Genomic DNA, 15,779 nt, shown 5'->3' on the forward strand with positions numbered 1-15,779 from the left:
ATGAACCGTCTGATCCTCAAATACGGCACGCCCATCACGGTCGTCATCCTGTTGATCTTCGCGTGGGTCATCGCGTCCCGGCTCGCGCGCGGGGTCGAGGCGATCGCGACCCTCGCCATCGCCGCCGTCATAGTGTGGGCGCTCGGGACGGTGGCGTTCGTCCTCTTCTGGCCGCGGATCACCATCAATGGCTTCAAGCGGGCGATCGTGAAGCGCGGCTTCGGCGGCGGTCCGATCCCGGTGAACACGTTGTACGCGGAATCCGCTCGCTCATCCGCATCCACCTCTGCCGGCAGCGTGATGGCGACCGGAACCGACGACCTCCTGTACATCGGCGGCTGGATCGACGTGAAGGCGTCGCCTCTGGTGCTGCACGTCCCCGATTCGGCAGGGCGCTACTACAGCGTCCAGTTCACCGACCCGGCGACCGGCGCGAACTTCGCGTACGTCGGGACGCGGGCGACGGGGACGGATGCCGCCGACACCCTGCTGTGCGCACCCGAGTGGCCCGGGCGCGTTCCCGACGGCATGACGCGGATCGTGATCCCGCATGGATCGGCCCTCGTCGTCGGCCGCGTGTTCGCCGCGGACGACGACGATCGCGCCGACGCGCACGCTCTCGCGCAGCAGATCCGGCTCATGGCGTACGAGACCTGAGGACTCAGACGTCGATCGTCTGCCCCGCGAGGAAGTGCCACCCGAGCCACCACCACATCACGATGATCGCCATGCGTGCCGCGCGAGAGGTCATCACTCGGTCGAAGAGCGCGGTGACGGATGCCTCGGCATCCATTCGGTGCAGCCACCACGTCGTCACGACGAGCGCGAGGGCGCAGGTCACGAAGAAGCCACCGGTGATGATCACCGCGAACGTCCCCGCCCGGGTCCTCGCCGCAGGAGCCAGACACCGGCGGCCACCCACACCACGACGAAGATCACCTTCCCCCACAGGGCTGAGAGCGCCGGGTCGGCGAGGTCGCTGAACGCCTGAGAATCCTGATGCGATGTGAGGATCCCCGCGATGAACTCGCCCAGCTCCCACACGCACCCCGCGATCACGATCCCGGCCCACGCCCACGCGAGCCGGCGGAGCCCCACCGGCCAGCGTCCCGCCGCCGGTACGCGGGAACCGGGCCATGCGACGACGACTGCACCGAGTCCGACCAGCACGAGTGCCACCATCATGACGGGGGAGTGCCGAGGAAGGGCGATCAGGGCGGCCCCGCACGCGACGGCCGCGACGAGAAGGACCCGAAGCGATATCGCTCGTGTCCGCGTGCGCTCGGGCACCAGGCCGACCGCATCCGTCGTGAGGACGGTGACGAGCAGGCCGTAGACCACGGCGTCGAACCACTGCCCACGGATGACCTGGACCACGCCGATGGCGGCGAGGACGCCGATCCAGCACAGCTCCGACCAGCGCGGACGGCGACGGGCGGCTTCCGCGGCTTCCTCGTGCGAAAAGGACACCAGTGCCTCCTTGTGTGGACTCTACCGCCGCAGGCCACCCCGTGGCCCGTGCGAAGCGGCCGACTGAAGCGAGCCCTCAGTCGGACGTAAGGTTGACGTCATGGACATGCGCGTGGCCGCATACGCCGTCATCGAAGACGAGGCGGGACGGGTCCTGCTCGCGCATTGGAACGAATCCGGGCGATCGGGCTGGACGATGCCGGGCGGCGGGCTCGAGGCCGGGGAGGACCCGGAGGATGCGGCCCGCCGCGAAGTGCGCGAGGAGACCGGCTACAAGGTCCGCGTCGATGAGCTGCTCGGCATCCATTCGCAGGTCATCCCCGAGGCGCACCGCATCTCGCCGGATGCCGACGGCCCCCTGCACACGCTGCGAATCGTGTACCGGGCCTCGATCACCGGGGGCGCGCTGCGGAACGAGACCGGCGGTTCGACGGACCGCGCCGCGTGGTTCACGCTGGAGGAATCGCGGTCGCTCCATCGCGTGCGGCTCGTCGACATCGCGCTGCGCATGTCCGGCGCCCTCGATTGAGCGACAGCGTCGCAGCGACGAGCGTCGGACCTACGATCCGAGGTCTTCGACGGGGAGCGAGATGTCCGCGACCGTCGCACCGTATGCCGCGATGAGGTCGTCGGCGTCGACGAAGACGCTGTAGCCGTGCGCGCCGGCGCCCATCGCGATCCGCCGGCCGACGATGTCGGTGTCGGCGTACACAGGCCAGTCGTTGGTGCTGCCGAGCGGGGTGATCGTCCCGCGCTCGTAACCCGTCGCGTCCAGCGCACGCTGCGGGTCGGGCAGCTGCAGCTTGTTGACGCCCACGACGGCGCGCAGCTTGGGCCAGGAGATGCCGCGATCGCCGGGGATCAGCGCGAACAGGAATGTGTCGTCCGCACGCTTGACGACGAGCGTCTTCACGATGTCCGCCGGGCGCAGGCCGAGGATCGCCGCCGCCTCCGGCAGGCTGTTCGCCGCGGGACGCTCGCGGACCTCGATCTCGAGGCCTCGGGCGGATGCGGCCTCCCGCGCCCGCCCGACGGGATCGATGTCGCTCACTCCTCGGGGGCGCGCAGCGGGTCGTCCGCGACCCACAGCTCGTCGTCGGCGCGGAGCGTCTGCCAGGCGGCATACAGCACGCCCACGGCGGCCGCGATGCCGAGGATGATCGCGATGACGCCGCCGGCGCCCATTCCCTTGCGCTCGGGCTCGACCACGACGACCTTCTTCGACAGCTTCTTGGTCGCATCCGCACCGTAGGCGGCGGCGAGGGCGGCGTACTTCTTCGCGTCCTCCACACGGACCCCACGACCTGCCGCCGCGCTCGCGCGTGCGTCATTCGCGGCATCCCACACGGTCAAAGCCGATCCGAGGGCCGCACCGGCCGCGGGAATGACACGGTTCTCATACACGTGGCGCGAATACTGCTTGCCCTTGTCGACATACGGCGCTGCGTACTTCGCGTAATTCTCCTGCACCGCAGGCTTGACCGTCTCGCGGTTGTAATTGCCCAGCTGACGGCCGGCTTCGCGGGCGACGGAACGCGCCTCCCCGACGAGCACCTGCTGCGATTCCCACAGCTTGTTCGCCTGGCTCTGCAGCTGGCGGAGTTCCTTCTTGCGCTTGCGGCTGAGGCTCACGGGGTGCCCTCCTGTCAATGACTGGTGCATTTCATCTTGCCAGAGGTGCCCCGTTCGAGGAGCGCCTGTACAGAACTCTGAAAGAATATGTGCCATGGTCAACCACACCGCTGTCGCCACTCTGCACACGAATCACGGCGACATCGTCGTCAACCTCTATGGGGACCACGCGCCCCGCACCGTCCAGAACTTCACCGGCCTCGCCGACGGCACCGGCTCCTGGACCGACCCGGCCACCGGCAAGCCCGGAGAGGGCGCGCTCTACCAGAACGTCGTGTTCCACCGCATCATCCCCGGCTTCATGATCCAGGGCGGCGACCCGCTCGGTCAGGGCACCGGCGGCCCCGGCTACACCTTCAACGACGAGATCAGCCCCGAGCTCACCTTCGCGCAGCCGTACATCCTCGCGATGGCGAACGCGGGGCTGCGTCGTAACGCGATCACCGGCGCCGTGGAGGGCACCAACGGCTCGCAGTTCTTCATCACGACCGACCCGACCCCGTGGCTTCAGGGCAAGCACACGATCTTCGGCGAGGTCGCGGATGACGCGTCCCGCGCCGTCGTCGACACGATCGCCCAGGTGCCGACAGGCGCGCAGGACCGTCCGATCGAGCCCGTCGTCATCGAGTCGATCGACGTCGTCGCGGTCTGAATGCACCTGTGACCTCGGGGGACTTCGCGCAGAACCGCGAGAACTTCTGCTATCGGCATCCCGATCGGCAGAGCTTCGTGCTGTGCCAGCGGTGCCTGCGCACGATCTGCCCCGAGTGCCAGACGCAGGCGCCGGTAGGCGTCATCTGCCCCGAATGCCTGGCCAATCAGCGCAGGGACGCCGAGGCGAGCCATCAGGCGGCGAGGAAGAGGATGCCGCGTGTCCGCGCGGCATCCTCCGTCGTCGACACCCGACCCTTGGCCACGTACTGGCTGATCGGGATCACCGCCGCGGCCTACCTCGTGCAGCAGCTGGTGCCGACCCTCGCGAACTGGCTGCTCTTCTACGCCCCGGTCGAGCTCATCCAGCCGTGGCGCGCGATCACGATGCTGTTCGTGCACGCCAGCTGGATCCACATCGGGCTCAACATGCTCGCGCTGTGGATGATCGGCCGTATCCTCGAGCCGCTCGTCGGGCACAGCCGCTTCGTCGTGCTCTATCTGATCAGCGGACTCGGCGGCGCCGTGGGCGTCACGCTCATCGCGCCGGGAACCCAGGTCGTCGGCGCATCGGGTGCGATCTTCGGCCTGTTCGGAGCGCTGCTCGTCATCGGGCGGCACATCGGCGCTGACGTCGCGGGCATCGCCATCGTGATCGGCATCAACCTCGTGATCGGGTTCCTGCCCGGCGCGGGGGTCGCGTGGCAGGCGCACGTGGGCGGGCTCGTCGCGGGAGCGGCCGTCGGCTTCGTCTACGCGCGGACTCGCGCGCGGAGTCAGCGCGGGGCCCAGATCGGCCTGACGATCGCGATCTCGGTCGTCCTCATCGCCCTGATGGTCGGCGGGCTGTTCATTCCCCGGTGACTTATCCACAGGTTCATCCCCAGGTGGGGATGAATAACACCGGTGTAATTCGTGTGGTTCCTAGCGCCAGCGCGTGGTCATCAGGAAGCCGACGAAGGCGATCCCGAAGCCGATGACCAGGTTCCAGGCTTCGATGCCCGGGATGGGGTACTGCATGCCGCTGAGGTAGAAGACGAGCACCCATGCCAGCCCGACGAGCATCAGCCCGATCATGATGGGCTTGAACCACACCGGGTTCGGCGCTGCCTCTGCGTCGTTCCGTTCGGTGAGCTGCTCGTCACCCTTGCCAGATCGTGCCATGACGACCAGTTTAGGCCGAACACCGTCCCCGTTGAATCTCAGATGATTGTGGAAGAATCCCCGCTGTGACCGGGGCTGACGGGGGACTGCGGCGGGATGCTGCATCCCGCCGCCGCGCGCGCCCGCGCGTGAGTGTCATCGGCGTCATCGGCGAGGTGTTCATCACGGCCGGCGTCGTCGCACTGCTCTTCGTCGCGTGGCAGCTGTGGATCGGCGACCTCATCATCGGGTCGCAGAACGACGCGATCGGCAACTCCCTCTCGCAGCACTGGGCCGCCGCGGGGCCGACGAAGACGCCCACGCCGGGAGACGCACCGACCACGGGGGCGACCGATCCGGGGACGTCGAATCCGATCGGGATGGCGCAGCCTGCCGATGCACAGGTGTTCGCCGTCATGCACATTCCGCGATTCGGATCGGACTACGCCGTCCGCATGGCCGGCGGAGTCACCCGGCCGAAGACGTTGGACCCGATCGGCATCGGGCACTACCCGGGGACGGCGATGCCGGGGGACATCGGGAACATGGCCCTGGCCGCGCACCGCACGACGTTCGGCAAGCCGTTCAACCTCATCGCGACGCTCCACGTCGGCGACGCCATCGTCATCGAGACGCAGGACGGGTGGTACACCTACCGGTTCCGTACGCTGGAGTACGTGAAGCCCGACGCGATCGGTGTGCTCGCCCCGGTGCCGCAGCAGATCGGCGTCGAGGCGAACGGTCGATACCTGACCATGACAAGCTGCAGCCCGATGTACTCCAAGGCCGAGCGCATCGTCGCCTACAGTTCGTTCGAGTCGTTCACCCCCCGCTCGGCGGGCGCACCCGCATCCCTCGCGGCGGTGAGCTGATGTATGCCGCGCTGTGGCGGGTCCTGCCCGGACCCTGGTGGGTGCGGATCCTCATCCTGCTCGTGCTCGCGGTCGCCGTGCTCTACGGCCTGTTCATGTACGTCTTCCCCTGGGTGTCGACGCTCATCGACCCGCAGGACGTCACCGTCTCGTGACCCGCATCCTCGTGGTCGACAACCACGACAGCTTCGTCCACACCCTCGTCGACTACGTGAGGGAGCTCGGTGCGGGCGTGACGCTCACCGAAGCCGACGAGATCGATGCGACCGCGCTGCCCGGGGCGTTCACCGGATTCGACGGCATCCTCGTCTCTCCCGGTCCGGGTACGCCGGCCGACGCGGGGGCGTCGATCCCCGTGGTGCGTGCGGCCGCGGCTGCCCGCGTCGCGCTTCTCGGGGTGTGCCTCGGCCATCAGGCGATCGCCGAGGCGTTCGGCGCACGCGTCGACCATGCGCCGGAGCTCATGCACGGGATGGTGTCGCTCGTGCACCATGACGGCGAGGGCGTCTTCGCCGGCCTCCCGGACCCATTCGAGGCCGGCCGCTACCACTCGCTCGCGGTCGTTCCCGGCACGCTCACGGACGAACTCGTCGTGACGGCGCGCACCGACAGCGGAGTCATCATGGGCATCCGTCATCGCGATGCCCCGGTGGAGGGCGTGCAGTTCCATCCGGAGAGCGTCCTCACCGAGGGCGGATACCGGTTGCTCGGAAACTGGCTCGAGGGGACGGGGCTCAGGGGCGCCGCGGAACGCGGCGCGGGCCTGCACCCCCGACGGGCCTGAGTCAGCCGGTGCAGACCGTCAGGGTGACGGTCGAGTGGATCGGCGCCTTGCCCGGCGGGATCGACTGAGCCTTGATCGTGTTGACCGCGCACGTCGTGGGATCGGCCGGTGTCGTCACGGTCGCGACGGTCAGCTTGTCGGCTTGGAGGGTACGGGTCGCGGCATCCACCGTGTATCCCGTGACATCCACGATCACGACCTGTCCGGACGCGATCACGAGGTTGACGACCGTGCCCTTCGGAATCGTCGCGCCCGCCTGCTGATCCGCGGAGAGCACGGTGCCCGCCGGTGCATCGGGATCGTCCTGAGATGTCTCGGTGCCCACCTGCAGTCCGGCATCCGTGATCGACTGCTCAGCACCCTGCTGCGGGAGGCCTGCCAGCGTGGGAACCGTGGAGGTGTCGGGGCCCTTCGAGACGTACACCTGGACCTTCTGCCCGCGCTTGACCGCTGTTCCTGCGGCCGGGTCGGTGCGGATGACGCTCCCCGAAGGCACCGACGCACTCGACTCGTCGAGCCGCTGCGGGACGAGGTCGCTCTTCGTGAGGGTGTCGCTCGCCTTCTGGTACGACATCGAGGCGACGTTCGGGACCTGGTTCGCGTTCGTGGGCGGCCCGTCGCCGGGCCGCAGTGTCAGCACCCAGAACAGCAGCGAGATGAGCAGCACCGCGATGAGGGCGACGCCGGCCCAGATCCACGCGACCGGCGGCGCGGACTGCGTGCGGGCCATCGTGGTGTCCGTGCTCAGCTGCCTGAGCGAGCGCGCCGTCTCGGCCGCGTGCTTCGTACTCGGGCCGTACAGCTCGTTCGTCAGCGTGTCGACCTGGCGCTTGGAAGGCCCCGCTCCGGACACGGATGCGTCGAGCGCGGTGCGGAACGCCGCCGCGTCGGGGTAGCGCTGGAACGGGTCCTTCGCGAGGGCCCGCATGACGACGGCGTCCAGCGCGCGCGGGATCGAGGGAGTGAGCTCGCTCGGCGGCACGGGCGTCTCGCTGACGTGCTGATAAGCCACCGCCACGGGCGATTCGCCGCGGAAGGGCTGTCGGCCCGTCAGCATCTCGTACAGGACGACGCCCGTCGAATACAGGTCGGCGCGGGCGTCGACGGACTCCCCCTTCGCCTGCTCGGGAGAGAAGTAGGCGGCCGTGCCGAGGATCGTCGTGGTCTCCGCGACCGTGGACGACGAGTCGGACACGGCGCGTGCGATGCCGAAGTCCATCACCTTCACCTGGCCGGCGGTGGTGATCATGACGTTGCCGGGCTTGATGTCCCGGTGCACGACGCCCGCGCGGTGCGAGTACTCGAGCGCCTCGAGGATGCCGTCGGCGTAGCCGATCGCGTCGGCCACACTCAGCGGGCCCGCCGCGATGATGTCCTTCAGGAGCGTGCCCTCGACGAGCTCCATGACGATGTACGGGACCGGGAGCTGCGCGCCGTCGGGACCCGTCTCGCTGTCCTCGCCGGCGTCGAAGACGCGGACGATCGTCGGATGGGCCATGCGCGAAGCGGCCTGTGCCTCGAGGCGGAAGCGCGTGCGGAACGAGGCATCCGTCGCGAGATCGCGGTTGAGGAGCTTGACGGCGACGTCCCTGCCGAGCGTCAGATCGTAGCCCCGGTAGACGCTCGCCATGCCGCCGCGACCGATCGGCTCGTCGACGCGATAGCGTCCGGAAAGCACGCGTGGCTCAGCTGACACATCACTCCCTGGGTTCGACACAGCCTAACCGACGGGGGCTGAGAGACCCCCGCCGGTCAGGCCGGACGGATGCGTCACGGAGTGATCGTCGGCGTCGGCGCCGGCGTCGCCGGAGCCTGGATCAGGAACGTGCTCGGCGCGGACTTCGCGACACGATCGGGCTGGCCGCTCGTGGTGCAGGTCGCCGTGTACGACACCTGGAGGTTCCCCGGCGTCGACGGGATGGTGACCTGCACGCTCGTGCCTGCCACCGGCGGCGGCGAGCTCGTGCCGGCGCCGCTGGTCAGCGTCACGGTGTAGCTGCCGAGCGCCGAGCCGGCGGGGCAGCCGTATGCCGGCCACGTGACGGTCTGATTCGATCCAGCCAGCACGTTGCCCGCGGTCTGCCCGTTGAGCTTCGGCTGCGCGGCATCGGGAAGGCTGGGCAGGCTGCTGCCGTAGCAGGTGATCGTGATCGGGTCACCCGCATATGCGGTTCCGCCGGGAGGGCTGGTGGATGCGACGGTGTTGAACTGAGAGGACGAGGTCGGCGTCGGGGAGTTCGGATCCTTTGCCGCGGTGAGCCCAGCGGCCTTCGCCGCCTCGATCGCGGCATCGCAGTTCATGCCGACGAGCTTCAGATCCGTGACATTGATCGGTGTCGGACTGGGAGTTGACGGGGTCGACGCTGCGGGTGAGCTGGGCGAGGTCGGCGGCGCAGCGTTGCCGCCGCCGTTGGCGAGCATCGCCCACACGGTGCCGATGAGGACGACCAGCAGCAGAGCGATGAGAGCGATGAGCGGCCACGTCCACGGGCTGCGCTTCTTCTTCTCGCCCTCCTCTTCGGCCGCCGCGTCCTCGGCACCCGCCGCAGGCATGAGCTGCGTGGCCGCACCCGTGTCCTGCGTGCCGAGGAGCTGCGTGAAGCCGTCAGCGGCGACGACGCCGGCCGCGATGGCGGGAACGACGGCTGCTGCCGCCGCGACGTCGCCGCGCCGCAGGGCCGTGGCGGCGCGCGCCACGTCGGCGGCCGTCGCGGGACGTTCCTCCGGCTTCTTGGCGATCATCGCCATGACGAGGTTCTGCACCGGCTCGGCGACCGTCGGCGGCAGCGGCGGGGGCTGCTCGTTGATCTGGGCCATCGCGATCGCGACCTGCGACTCGCCCGTGAAGGGGCGCTTGCCGGCGAGGGCCTCGTACGCGACGATGCCGAGCGAGTAGATGTCGGTGGCGGGGGATGCGGGGTGCCCCGACGCCTGCTCCGGCGACAGGTACTGCACCGTGCCCATCACCTGACCTGTCGCTGTCAGCGGCACCTGGTCGGCGATGCGGGCGATGCCGAAGTCGGTGATCTTGACCCGCCCGTCGGGCGTGATGAGAAGGTTCCCCGGCTTGATGTCGCGGTGGACGAGGCCGGCGGCGTGCGCGGCCTGGAGCGCGGCTGCCGTCTGGGCGACGACATCCAGAGTCTTGTCCGTCGAGAGCGATCCCTCGCGCTCGAGGATCGTCGACAGCGCCTCGCCGGGCACGAGCTCCATGACGAGGAAGGCGCTGCCGTTCTCCTCGCCGTAGTCGAACACGCTGGCGATGCCTTCGTGGTTGACGAGTGCGGCGTGGCGGGCCTCGGCGCGGAAGCGCTCGAGGAAGCCCGGGTCGCCCATGTACTCGTCTTTGAGGATCTTGATCGCGACGGTGCGCCCGATGACGTGGTCGGTGGCCTCCCAGACCTCGCCCATGCCGCCGATCGCGATACGAGATTCCAGCTCGTAGCGCCCGCCGAAGGTCACTCCCTGCGTCGGTCTCATCTGCCCAGCACCGCCTCCATGACCTTCTTTGCGATGGGCGCGGCGATCGCATTGCCGCTGCCCGACTGTCCTCGTCCGCCGCCGTCCTCGACGACGACGGCGACGGCGACCTGCGGGTTCTCAGCAGGCGCGAATCCGGTGAACCAGAGCGTGTACGGCTTGTCCGGTCCGTTCTGTGCTGTGCCCGTCTTACCGCCCACGTCGACCCCGTCTATTCTTGCATTCGTCGCGATACCGCTACTGACATTAGCGACCATCATCTGAACCATCTCGGCATCCAGGTCGCTGCTCAGCGCCCGCCCGAACTCCGTGTTGTCGAACGTCTGCTGCACCGAGAGGTCGGGTGCGATGACGCGATCCACCATCCGGGGGTTCATGACGATGCCGCCGTTGGCGATGCCCGCCGAGACCATCGCCATCTGCAGCGGGGTCGCGAGCACCTGCCCCTGGCCGAAGCCGCTCAGCGCGGTCTGCGCGTCGTCGCTGATGGTGTGCGGGTACGTGGACGGCGTCGACGTCAACGGGAGGTCGAAGCTCTTGTTGAAGCCGTACTTCTCCGCCTCCGCGCGGATCGCGTCGTCCCCGAGCTGCACCGCGAGCTCGGCCATCGGGATGTTGCAGCTGAGCCGCAGCGCGTCCGCGATCGTCACGGTGTCGCCGGGGCCGCAGGTGCCGCCGGTGTCGTTGTGCACGACGGCCGTGGATCCGGGCAGCTGATAGGCGGCGACGTTCGGGAGGGTCGACTGCGGCGTGTATTTGCCGCTGGCGAGCGCCGCGGAAGCCGTCACGAGCTTGAACGTCGACCCGGGCGGGTTGAGGTCGCCGCCGATGGCGCGGTTGTAGAGGGGATGCGTCGGGTCGGCGTTCAGCGCGTCATACGCCGCGTTCGCCGCCTTCGCGTCGTGCGTGGCGATCGTGTTCGCGTCGAAGGACGGGCTCGTGACCATCGCGAGCACGCGTCCGGTCTTGGGCTCGATGGCGATGACCGCCCCCTGCAGACTGCCGAGCGCGTCGAAGGCGACCTTCTGCACGTTCGCGTCGAGCGAGAGCACCACATTCGAGCCGCGCAGCGGCTGACCGCTGAGGATCTGCTCGATGCGCGAGATGAACAGCGAGCCGCTCGTGCCGCCCAGTTGCGCGTTCATCGCCTTCTCGATGCCCGTCGCCGAGCCGAGCGCCGGGTTGAAGTAGCCCGTCACCGGAGCCCACATCTTGCTGTCGACGTACTGGCGCTGCCACGCGTACACGTCTTTGGACGGCACCGACAGCGCGATCGCCGAGCCGCTCGCCACGATCGATCCGCGCTGCACCTCGTAGGAGTCGTAGCGGGCCCGGGTGTTGTTGCTGTTCTGGGAGAGGGCGTCCGCCTGGACCACCTGGATGATGCTCGTCGAGGCGAACAGCGCCAGGAACATGAAGAGCACCAGGATGCTCAAGCGCCGCAGTTCCTTCGTCATGTCAGCCGATCACCACCCTCGGTCGATTGCGCACGGCATCCGAGATCCGCAGCAGCAGGGCGACGATCAGCCAGTTCGCGACGAGCGACGAACCGCCCGCCGCGAGGAACGGCGTCGTGAGACCGGTGAGCGGGATGATGCGCGTGACGCCGCCGACCATGATGAACACCTGGAGGGCGATCGCGAAGGAGAGCCCGGTCGCGAGGAGCTTGCCGAAGTCGTCCTGGCCCGCCAGTCCGATCCGGATGCCGCGGCTCACGAACACCATGTAGAGGCACAGGATGGCGAAGACGCCGAACAGGCCCAGCTCCTCGCCGAGGCTGGCGAAGATGTAGTCGCTGCGCGACAGCGGCGTGAGGTACGGGCGCCCCTGGCCGAGCCCGGTGCCGATGAGGCCGCCCTGAGCGAGACCGAAGATACCCTGCACGAGCTGGTAGCTGCCGCCGGTCTTGGCGATGACGGCGGGATCGAACGCGCCCAGCCAGTTCTCGAAGCGGCCGCCGACGTACGGGAGGATGCGGGAGGCCAGGTACGCGGCGCCGCCCGCGAGCACGACACCGATCAGCACCCAGCTCGTCTTGCCGGTTGCGACGTAGAGCATCGCGACGAACATCCCGAACATGAGGAGCCCGGTGCCCAGGTCGTGCTGAAGGATGATGATGCCGACCGACAGCGCCCACATCACGAGCAGTGGGCCGAGCTCGCGGGCGCGGGGCCACGTGATGCCGAGGAACCGGGTGCCGGTCGAGGTGAGGCTCTCACGCGTGCGCACGAGGTAGCCGGCGAAGAAGATCGCCATCGCGATCTTCGCGAGCTCGCCGGGCTGGAACGAGAAGATGCCGAGCGACACCCAGACGTCCGCGTTCGCCTTCGCGCCGAGACCCGGCACGAGCGGCAGCAGGATCAGCGCGAGACCGGTGAACCCGAACACGTAGGTGTAGCGGAAGAGCACCCGGTAGTTCTTGAGGAAGATCACGACGAGGATCGCGCCGACCACGCCGATGCCCGCCCACGCGAGCTGCCTGGTCGAGTACGCCGCCCAGCCGTGCACATGCTGTGCGACGTCGATGCGGTAGATCTCGGCGAGACCGAGGCCGGTCAGCAGCGTCGCGATCGGGACGACGAAGGGGTCCGCATCCCGCGCCCGCAGCCGCAGCACGATGTGGAGCGCCAGCACGAGCGCGGACAGTCCGCCGCAGTAGATGAGGAACTTCGCGTCGATGACGCCCGCGGCGCCCAGCTGGACGAGGGCGACCGCGGCGCCGTTGATCGCGAAGGCGAAGATGAGCAGCGCGAGCTCGCGATTGCGGCGCGTCTGCGGGACGCGGATCTTCTTGAGCGCGCGGATGACGGCGGTGTCCGTCGCGGTGTCGGCGGTGGCATCCGTCATCGTCCACCTCCCGACACGGACTTGAGGCGATCGACGATCTTCTGGGCCTCGGGGAGCGACGACGCGGGGATGGTGCCCTCGACCGTCTCGCGGTCGAACTCCGAGAGCGAGTCGAGGCGGAGGTTGGTGTCCTCATACACCGACGAGAGGGAGATCGGTCCGAGATCCTGCTGGATGCCGCGGAAGATCACGACGGTGTCCTTGTCGGCGCCCACGAAGTAGCGCGTCTGCGTCCATTCATAGGCCGCGAACAGACCTGCGGCGAAGGCGGCGAGCACCACGACGAGGCCGACGACCCAGCCGATGCGCCGACGGCGCGCGCGGCGCTTGTCCTCCTCGATGAGCTCCTCGAGGAACTCCGGTGCCGGCTCGAAGTGCGTCGGCTCGTTCGCCGCCACCCGTGCGGCGTGCAGCCATCCGGCACGCCCGGCTCGGGCGGCGGGGACCTCGACGCCACGGGGGTTGGATGCGGAGCCGACGATCGTCGGCGTTCCCGAGAACTTGGGATGCTGACCCCCCACGTCGACGATGACGATCGTCACGTTGTCGGGGGCGCCGCCGTCCAGCGCCTGCTTCAGGAGCAGGTCCGCGGTGCGGCCCGGAGCGAGGCCGAGGGCCATCGCCTTCGACGTGTGGGTGTCGTCGACGACGCCCGACAGGCCGTCGGAGCACAGCAGCCAGCGGTCGCCGGGCTGCGTCGGCATGATGAACGTGTCGATCTCGGGGTCGGGGTCCATGTCGCCGAGCACGCGCATGAGCACCGAGCGGCGCGGGTGATAGCGCGCTTCCTCCGGCGTGATGCGGCCCGAGTCGACGAGGCGCTGCACGAACGTGTGGTCGGTGGTGATCTGCGTGAGCGCGCCGTCGCGGAAGAGATAGATGCGCGAGTCGCCGATGTGCGCGATGACCGCATAGTCGTCGACCATGATGAGGGCGCTCACGGTCGTGCCCATGCCGGCGAGTTCGGGGCGCGCCTTGACCGTCGCGATGAGGTCGTGGGCGGCATCCGAGACCGCATCCTGCAGCGCCCGCTCGGCCTCGGCGGTCGTGTTGTACGCGCGGTCGAGGTCTTCGATGCGGCTGATCGCCAGGCTCGAGGCCACATCGCCGCCGGCGTGACCGCCCATGCCGTCGGCGACGACGAACAGGTTGGACCCGGCGTACCCGGAGTCCTGGTTGTTCGACCGCACCTTGCCGGTGTGGGAGAGCGCGGCGCTCGATCCTTCGAAGACCATCTCGGCTCGGGCTACTTCCGCAGCTCGAAGGTCGTGGCACCGACCTTGATCGGGGCTCCCACCTTGACCGCCACAGGGGCCGCCACGCGGTTGCCGTCGTGCCAGGTGCCGTTCGTCGAGTCGAGGTCCTGCAGCATCCACTGTTCGCCCCACAGGACGAGGCGTGCGTGGTGGCTGGAGGTGTAGTCGTCGCGGATGACGAGTCCGGATTCGCTGGATCGCCCGATCGTGAGCGGCTCGCGGCCGAGCGGAAGCTCGAGGCCCGCCTTCGGCCCACTCGTGATGACGATGCGGGATGCGGTCGCCAGCGTCGCGGGCTCGCCCGCGCTGGAGGGGGCCGCCTTCGGGAGGGAGGGGGCGGGCGCAGTCGCTGCGGCCGGTGCCGCGATGTTCGCCGCCGGTGCGGGAGGAGCCGTCTGGGTCGGTCCCGTGTCGGGCATGCGACGCACCTTGACACCGAAGAGGTCGGCGCGGAGGGAGTAGACCACCGCAAAGACGAAGAACCACATCAGGACGAGGAACCCGACGCGCAGAAGGAGAAGAGTCAGTTCGCTCACGACCCGGCCCCCTGGTCGAAGAGCTGCGTGTACGCGGTGGGCGGAGGAGGCGGCGGCAGCGGGGGCGCGGCCTGCGCCACCACGCGGAAGACGATGTCGGTGTGGCCGATGCGGATGGTGGAGTCCGGCGGGAGCCCGGCCTCGGTGACCTTGCGGCCGTCGAGCATCGTGCCGTTCGTGGAGTTCATGTCGCGGACCATCGCGCGCTCGCCGTCCCACAGGATCTCGACGTGCTTGCGGCTCGTGCCCGCATCCGCGATCGTGATGTCGGCGTCGCTGCCGCGCCCGATCACCGTGCGCGACTTCACGAGAGGATGCCGCTTTCCCTCGATGTCGACGACCGCGCGCCACGAGACGCGGCCCTCGGCCGTCTGCGACTCGACCCGGAGCGTTCCCGTGCTCAGCTGCTCGTCCGAGACGAGGCGGATCGTGACGGGCCCGGCGAAGGAGTAGCCCTGGGTCTTGGCGTGCTTCTCGACGATGTCGTGGAGCTCATCGACGAGGGTGGAGCCGAGCGCCGACATCCGCTCACTGTCGGACGGCGCGAGGCGCACGGTGAAGGTGTTCGGGGCGAGGATGCGGTCGCGTGTGACCACGGCGGCCTTCTTGTCGAGCTCGCTTCTGAGCGCCGAGGCGATCTCGACAGGCTGAATGCCGCTGCGGAAGGTCTTCGCGAACGCGCCATTGACGGCGCGCTCGAGACCTTTCTCGAAGCTGTCCAGTAGTCCCACGCGACTCCTCGGGTCGGTCCGGTGGCTACATGCTAGTTGTAGAGGCTGGGGAGGCCATGAACCCGGGTGAGGGCCGACGCCGATTCGAGGACAGGCCGGCGTCGTGATACCCTCGTGAAGTTGAGTACGTGGGCGACCACGACTCGCGCGAGTGGCGGAATAGGCAGACGCGCTGGCTTCAGGTGCCAGTGCCCGAAAGGGCGTGGGGGTTCAACTCCCCCCTCGCGCACGTTGCGAACTGAAGGGGTCCCGGAAGGGGCCCCTTCAGTCGTTTTCCCTCCTTTCACCCATATCGCGTGATGAACCCGTTCACAGCTGGCCGATAGCTTGGCCTGGTCCAACGACGTCGATGCGCGAAGACCCCAGCTGAACGCAGA

The 15,779-nt window shown here is 68.8% G+C and carries 19 protein-coding genes and 1 tRNA gene; 8 read left to right on the forward strand and 12 right to left on the reverse strand.

Features of this window, described 5'->3' with window-relative positions; all coding sequences use genetic code 11:
* A complete protein-coding gene (locus QSV35_RS01780; protein ID WP_286286101.1) occupies positions 1-657 on the forward strand; it encodes a DUF1254 domain-containing protein in 657 nt (218 codons plus the stop codon).
* 4 nt (positions 658-661) lie between these two features.
* On the opposite strand, the gene QSV35_RS01785 is transcribed toward QSV35_RS01780, so the two are convergent.
* A complete protein-coding gene (locus tag QSV35_RS01785; protein ID WP_286286103.1) occupies positions 662-865 on the reverse strand; it encodes a DUF6186 family protein in 204 nt (67 codons plus the stop codon).
* Complete coding sequence (locus tag QSV35_RS01790; RefSeq protein ID WP_286286105.1) at positions 862-1,470, reverse strand: hypothetical protein; 609 nt, start codon at positions 1,468-1,470, stop codon at positions 862-864. The genes QSV35_RS01785 and QSV35_RS01790 overlap by 4 nt, the downstream gene beginning before the upstream one ends.
* 100 nt (positions 1,471-1,570) lie before the next feature.
* Here QSV35_RS01790 and QSV35_RS01795 point away from each other — a divergent pair, with 100 nt between their 5' ends.
* A complete protein-coding gene (locus QSV35_RS01795) occupies positions 1,571-1,999 on the forward strand; it encodes an NUDIX hydrolase (RefSeq protein ID WP_286286107.1) in 429 nt (142 codons plus the stop codon).
* Between the two features lie 30 nt (positions 2,000-2,029).
* On the opposite strand, the gene QSV35_RS01800 is transcribed toward QSV35_RS01795, so the two are convergent.
* Both QSV35_RS01800 and QSV35_RS01805 read right to left on the reverse strand, forming a co-directional pair.
* On the reverse strand, positions 2,030-2,521 hold the full coding sequence (locus QSV35_RS01800; RefSeq protein WP_286286109.1) for an aminoacyl-tRNA deacylase: 492 nt from the start codon (positions 2,519-2,521) through the stop codon (positions 2,030-2,032).
* Complete coding sequence (locus QSV35_RS01805) at positions 2,518-3,102, reverse strand: DNA helicase (protein WP_286286111.1); 585 nt, start codon at positions 3,100-3,102, stop codon at positions 2,518-2,520. Before QSV35_RS01805 ends, QSV35_RS01800 begins: the two co-directional genes overlap by 4 nt.
* Before the next feature lie 94 nt (positions 3,103-3,196).
* Between QSV35_RS01805 and QSV35_RS01810 the strand changes: the two genes are divergently transcribed.
* Together QSV35_RS01810 and QSV35_RS01815 are read left to right on the forward strand one after the other, a co-directional pair.
* Positions 3,197-3,754: a peptidylprolyl isomerase gene (locus QSV35_RS01810; RefSeq protein ID WP_286286113.1), complete on the forward strand. Its 558-nt coding sequence runs from the start codon at positions 3,197-3,199 to the stop codon at positions 3,752-3,754.
* A gap of 8 nt (positions 3,755-3,762) precedes the next feature.
* The gene (locus QSV35_RS01815; protein WP_286286115.1) at positions 3,763-4,617 is read left to right on the forward strand and encodes a rhomboid family intramembrane serine protease; all 855 of its coding nucleotides are present in this window, start codon (positions 3,763-3,765) and stop codon (positions 4,615-4,617) included.
* A gap of 60 nt (positions 4,618-4,677) precedes the next feature.
* On the opposite strand, the gene QSV35_RS01820 is transcribed toward QSV35_RS01815, so the two are convergent.
* A complete protein-coding gene (locus QSV35_RS01820; RefSeq protein WP_286286117.1) occupies positions 4,678-4,917 on the reverse strand; it encodes a cell division protein CrgA in 240 nt (79 codons plus the stop codon).
* A gap of 65 nt (positions 4,918-4,982) precedes the next feature.
* Here QSV35_RS01820 and QSV35_RS01825 point away from each other — a divergent pair, with 65 nt between their 5' ends.
* Genes QSV35_RS01825 through QSV35_RS01835 form a run of 3 tightly spaced genes read left to right on the forward strand, consistent with a single transcriptional unit; the run spans position 4,983 to position 6,552 of the window.
* On the forward strand, positions 4,983-5,768 hold the full coding sequence (locus QSV35_RS01825) for a class E sortase (protein WP_286286120.1): 786 nt from the start codon (positions 4,983-4,985) through the stop codon (positions 5,766-5,768).
* Positions 5,768-5,923, forward strand: coding sequence for a hypothetical protein (locus tag QSV35_RS01830; RefSeq protein ID WP_286286122.1), 156 nt, complete (start codon positions 5,768-5,770; stop codon positions 5,921-5,923). Before QSV35_RS01825 ends, QSV35_RS01830 begins: the two co-directional genes overlap by 1 nt.
* Entirely contained in the window at positions 5,920-6,552 is a 633-nt protein-coding gene (locus tag QSV35_RS01835; RefSeq protein WP_286286125.1) for an anthranilate synthase component II, read from the forward strand. The genes QSV35_RS01830 and QSV35_RS01835 overlap by 4 nt, the downstream gene beginning before the upstream one ends.
* 1 nt (position 6,553) lies before the next feature.
* On the opposite strand, the gene pknB is transcribed toward QSV35_RS01835, so the two are convergent.
* The 7 genes from pknB to QSV35_RS01870 form a co-directional block, all read right to left on the reverse strand.
* Positions 6,554-8,230 (reverse strand): Stk1 family PASTA domain-containing Ser/Thr kinase, encoded by a 1,677-nt coding sequence (pknB, locus tag QSV35_RS01840; RefSeq protein WP_286286127.1) that lies wholly within the window; start codon positions 8,228-8,230, stop codon positions 6,554-6,556.
* A gap of 92 nt (positions 8,231-8,322) precedes the next feature.
* Complete coding sequence (locus QSV35_RS01845) at positions 8,323-10,032, reverse strand: serine/threonine-protein kinase (protein ID WP_286286129.1); 1,710 nt, start codon at positions 10,030-10,032, stop codon at positions 8,323-8,325.
* A complete protein-coding gene (locus QSV35_RS01850) occupies positions 10,029-11,489 on the reverse strand; it encodes a peptidoglycan D,D-transpeptidase FtsI family protein (RefSeq protein WP_286286131.1) in 1,461 nt (486 codons plus the stop codon). The genes QSV35_RS01845 and QSV35_RS01850 overlap by 4 nt, the downstream gene beginning before the upstream one ends.
* A 1-nt stretch (position 11,490) precedes the next feature.
* Entirely contained in the window at positions 11,491-12,879 is a 1,389-nt protein-coding gene (locus QSV35_RS01855) for an FtsW/RodA/SpoVE family cell cycle protein (protein ID WP_286286133.1), read from the reverse strand.
* A complete protein-coding gene (locus tag QSV35_RS01860) occupies positions 12,876-14,114 on the reverse strand; it encodes a PP2C family protein-serine/threonine phosphatase (RefSeq protein WP_286286135.1) in 1,239 nt (412 codons plus the stop codon). The genes QSV35_RS01855 and QSV35_RS01860 overlap by 4 nt, the downstream gene beginning before the upstream one ends.
* Before the next feature lie 11 nt (positions 14,115-14,125).
* Positions 14,126-14,671, reverse strand: coding sequence for an FHA domain-containing protein FhaB/FipA (locus QSV35_RS01865; protein ID WP_286286136.1), 546 nt, complete (start codon positions 14,669-14,671; stop codon positions 14,126-14,128).
* Positions 14,668-15,402, reverse strand: a complete 735-nt coding sequence (locus QSV35_RS01870) for an FhaA domain-containing protein (RefSeq protein WP_286286138.1) — start codon at positions 15,400-15,402, stop codon at positions 14,668-14,670. The genes QSV35_RS01865 and QSV35_RS01870 overlap by 4 nt, the downstream gene beginning before the upstream one ends.
* A gap of 145 nt (positions 15,403-15,547) precedes the next feature.
* Between QSV35_RS01870 and QSV35_RS01875 the strand changes: the two genes are divergently transcribed.
* Positions 15,548-15,631, forward strand: a tRNA-Leu gene (locus tag QSV35_RS01875).
* Positions 15,632-15,779: the final 148 nt, after the last annotated feature.

The organism is Microbacterium candidum (assembly GCF_030315975.1).
Classification (GTDB): domain Bacteria; phylum Actinomycetota; class Actinomycetes; order Actinomycetales; family Microbacteriaceae; genus Microbacterium; species Microbacterium candidum.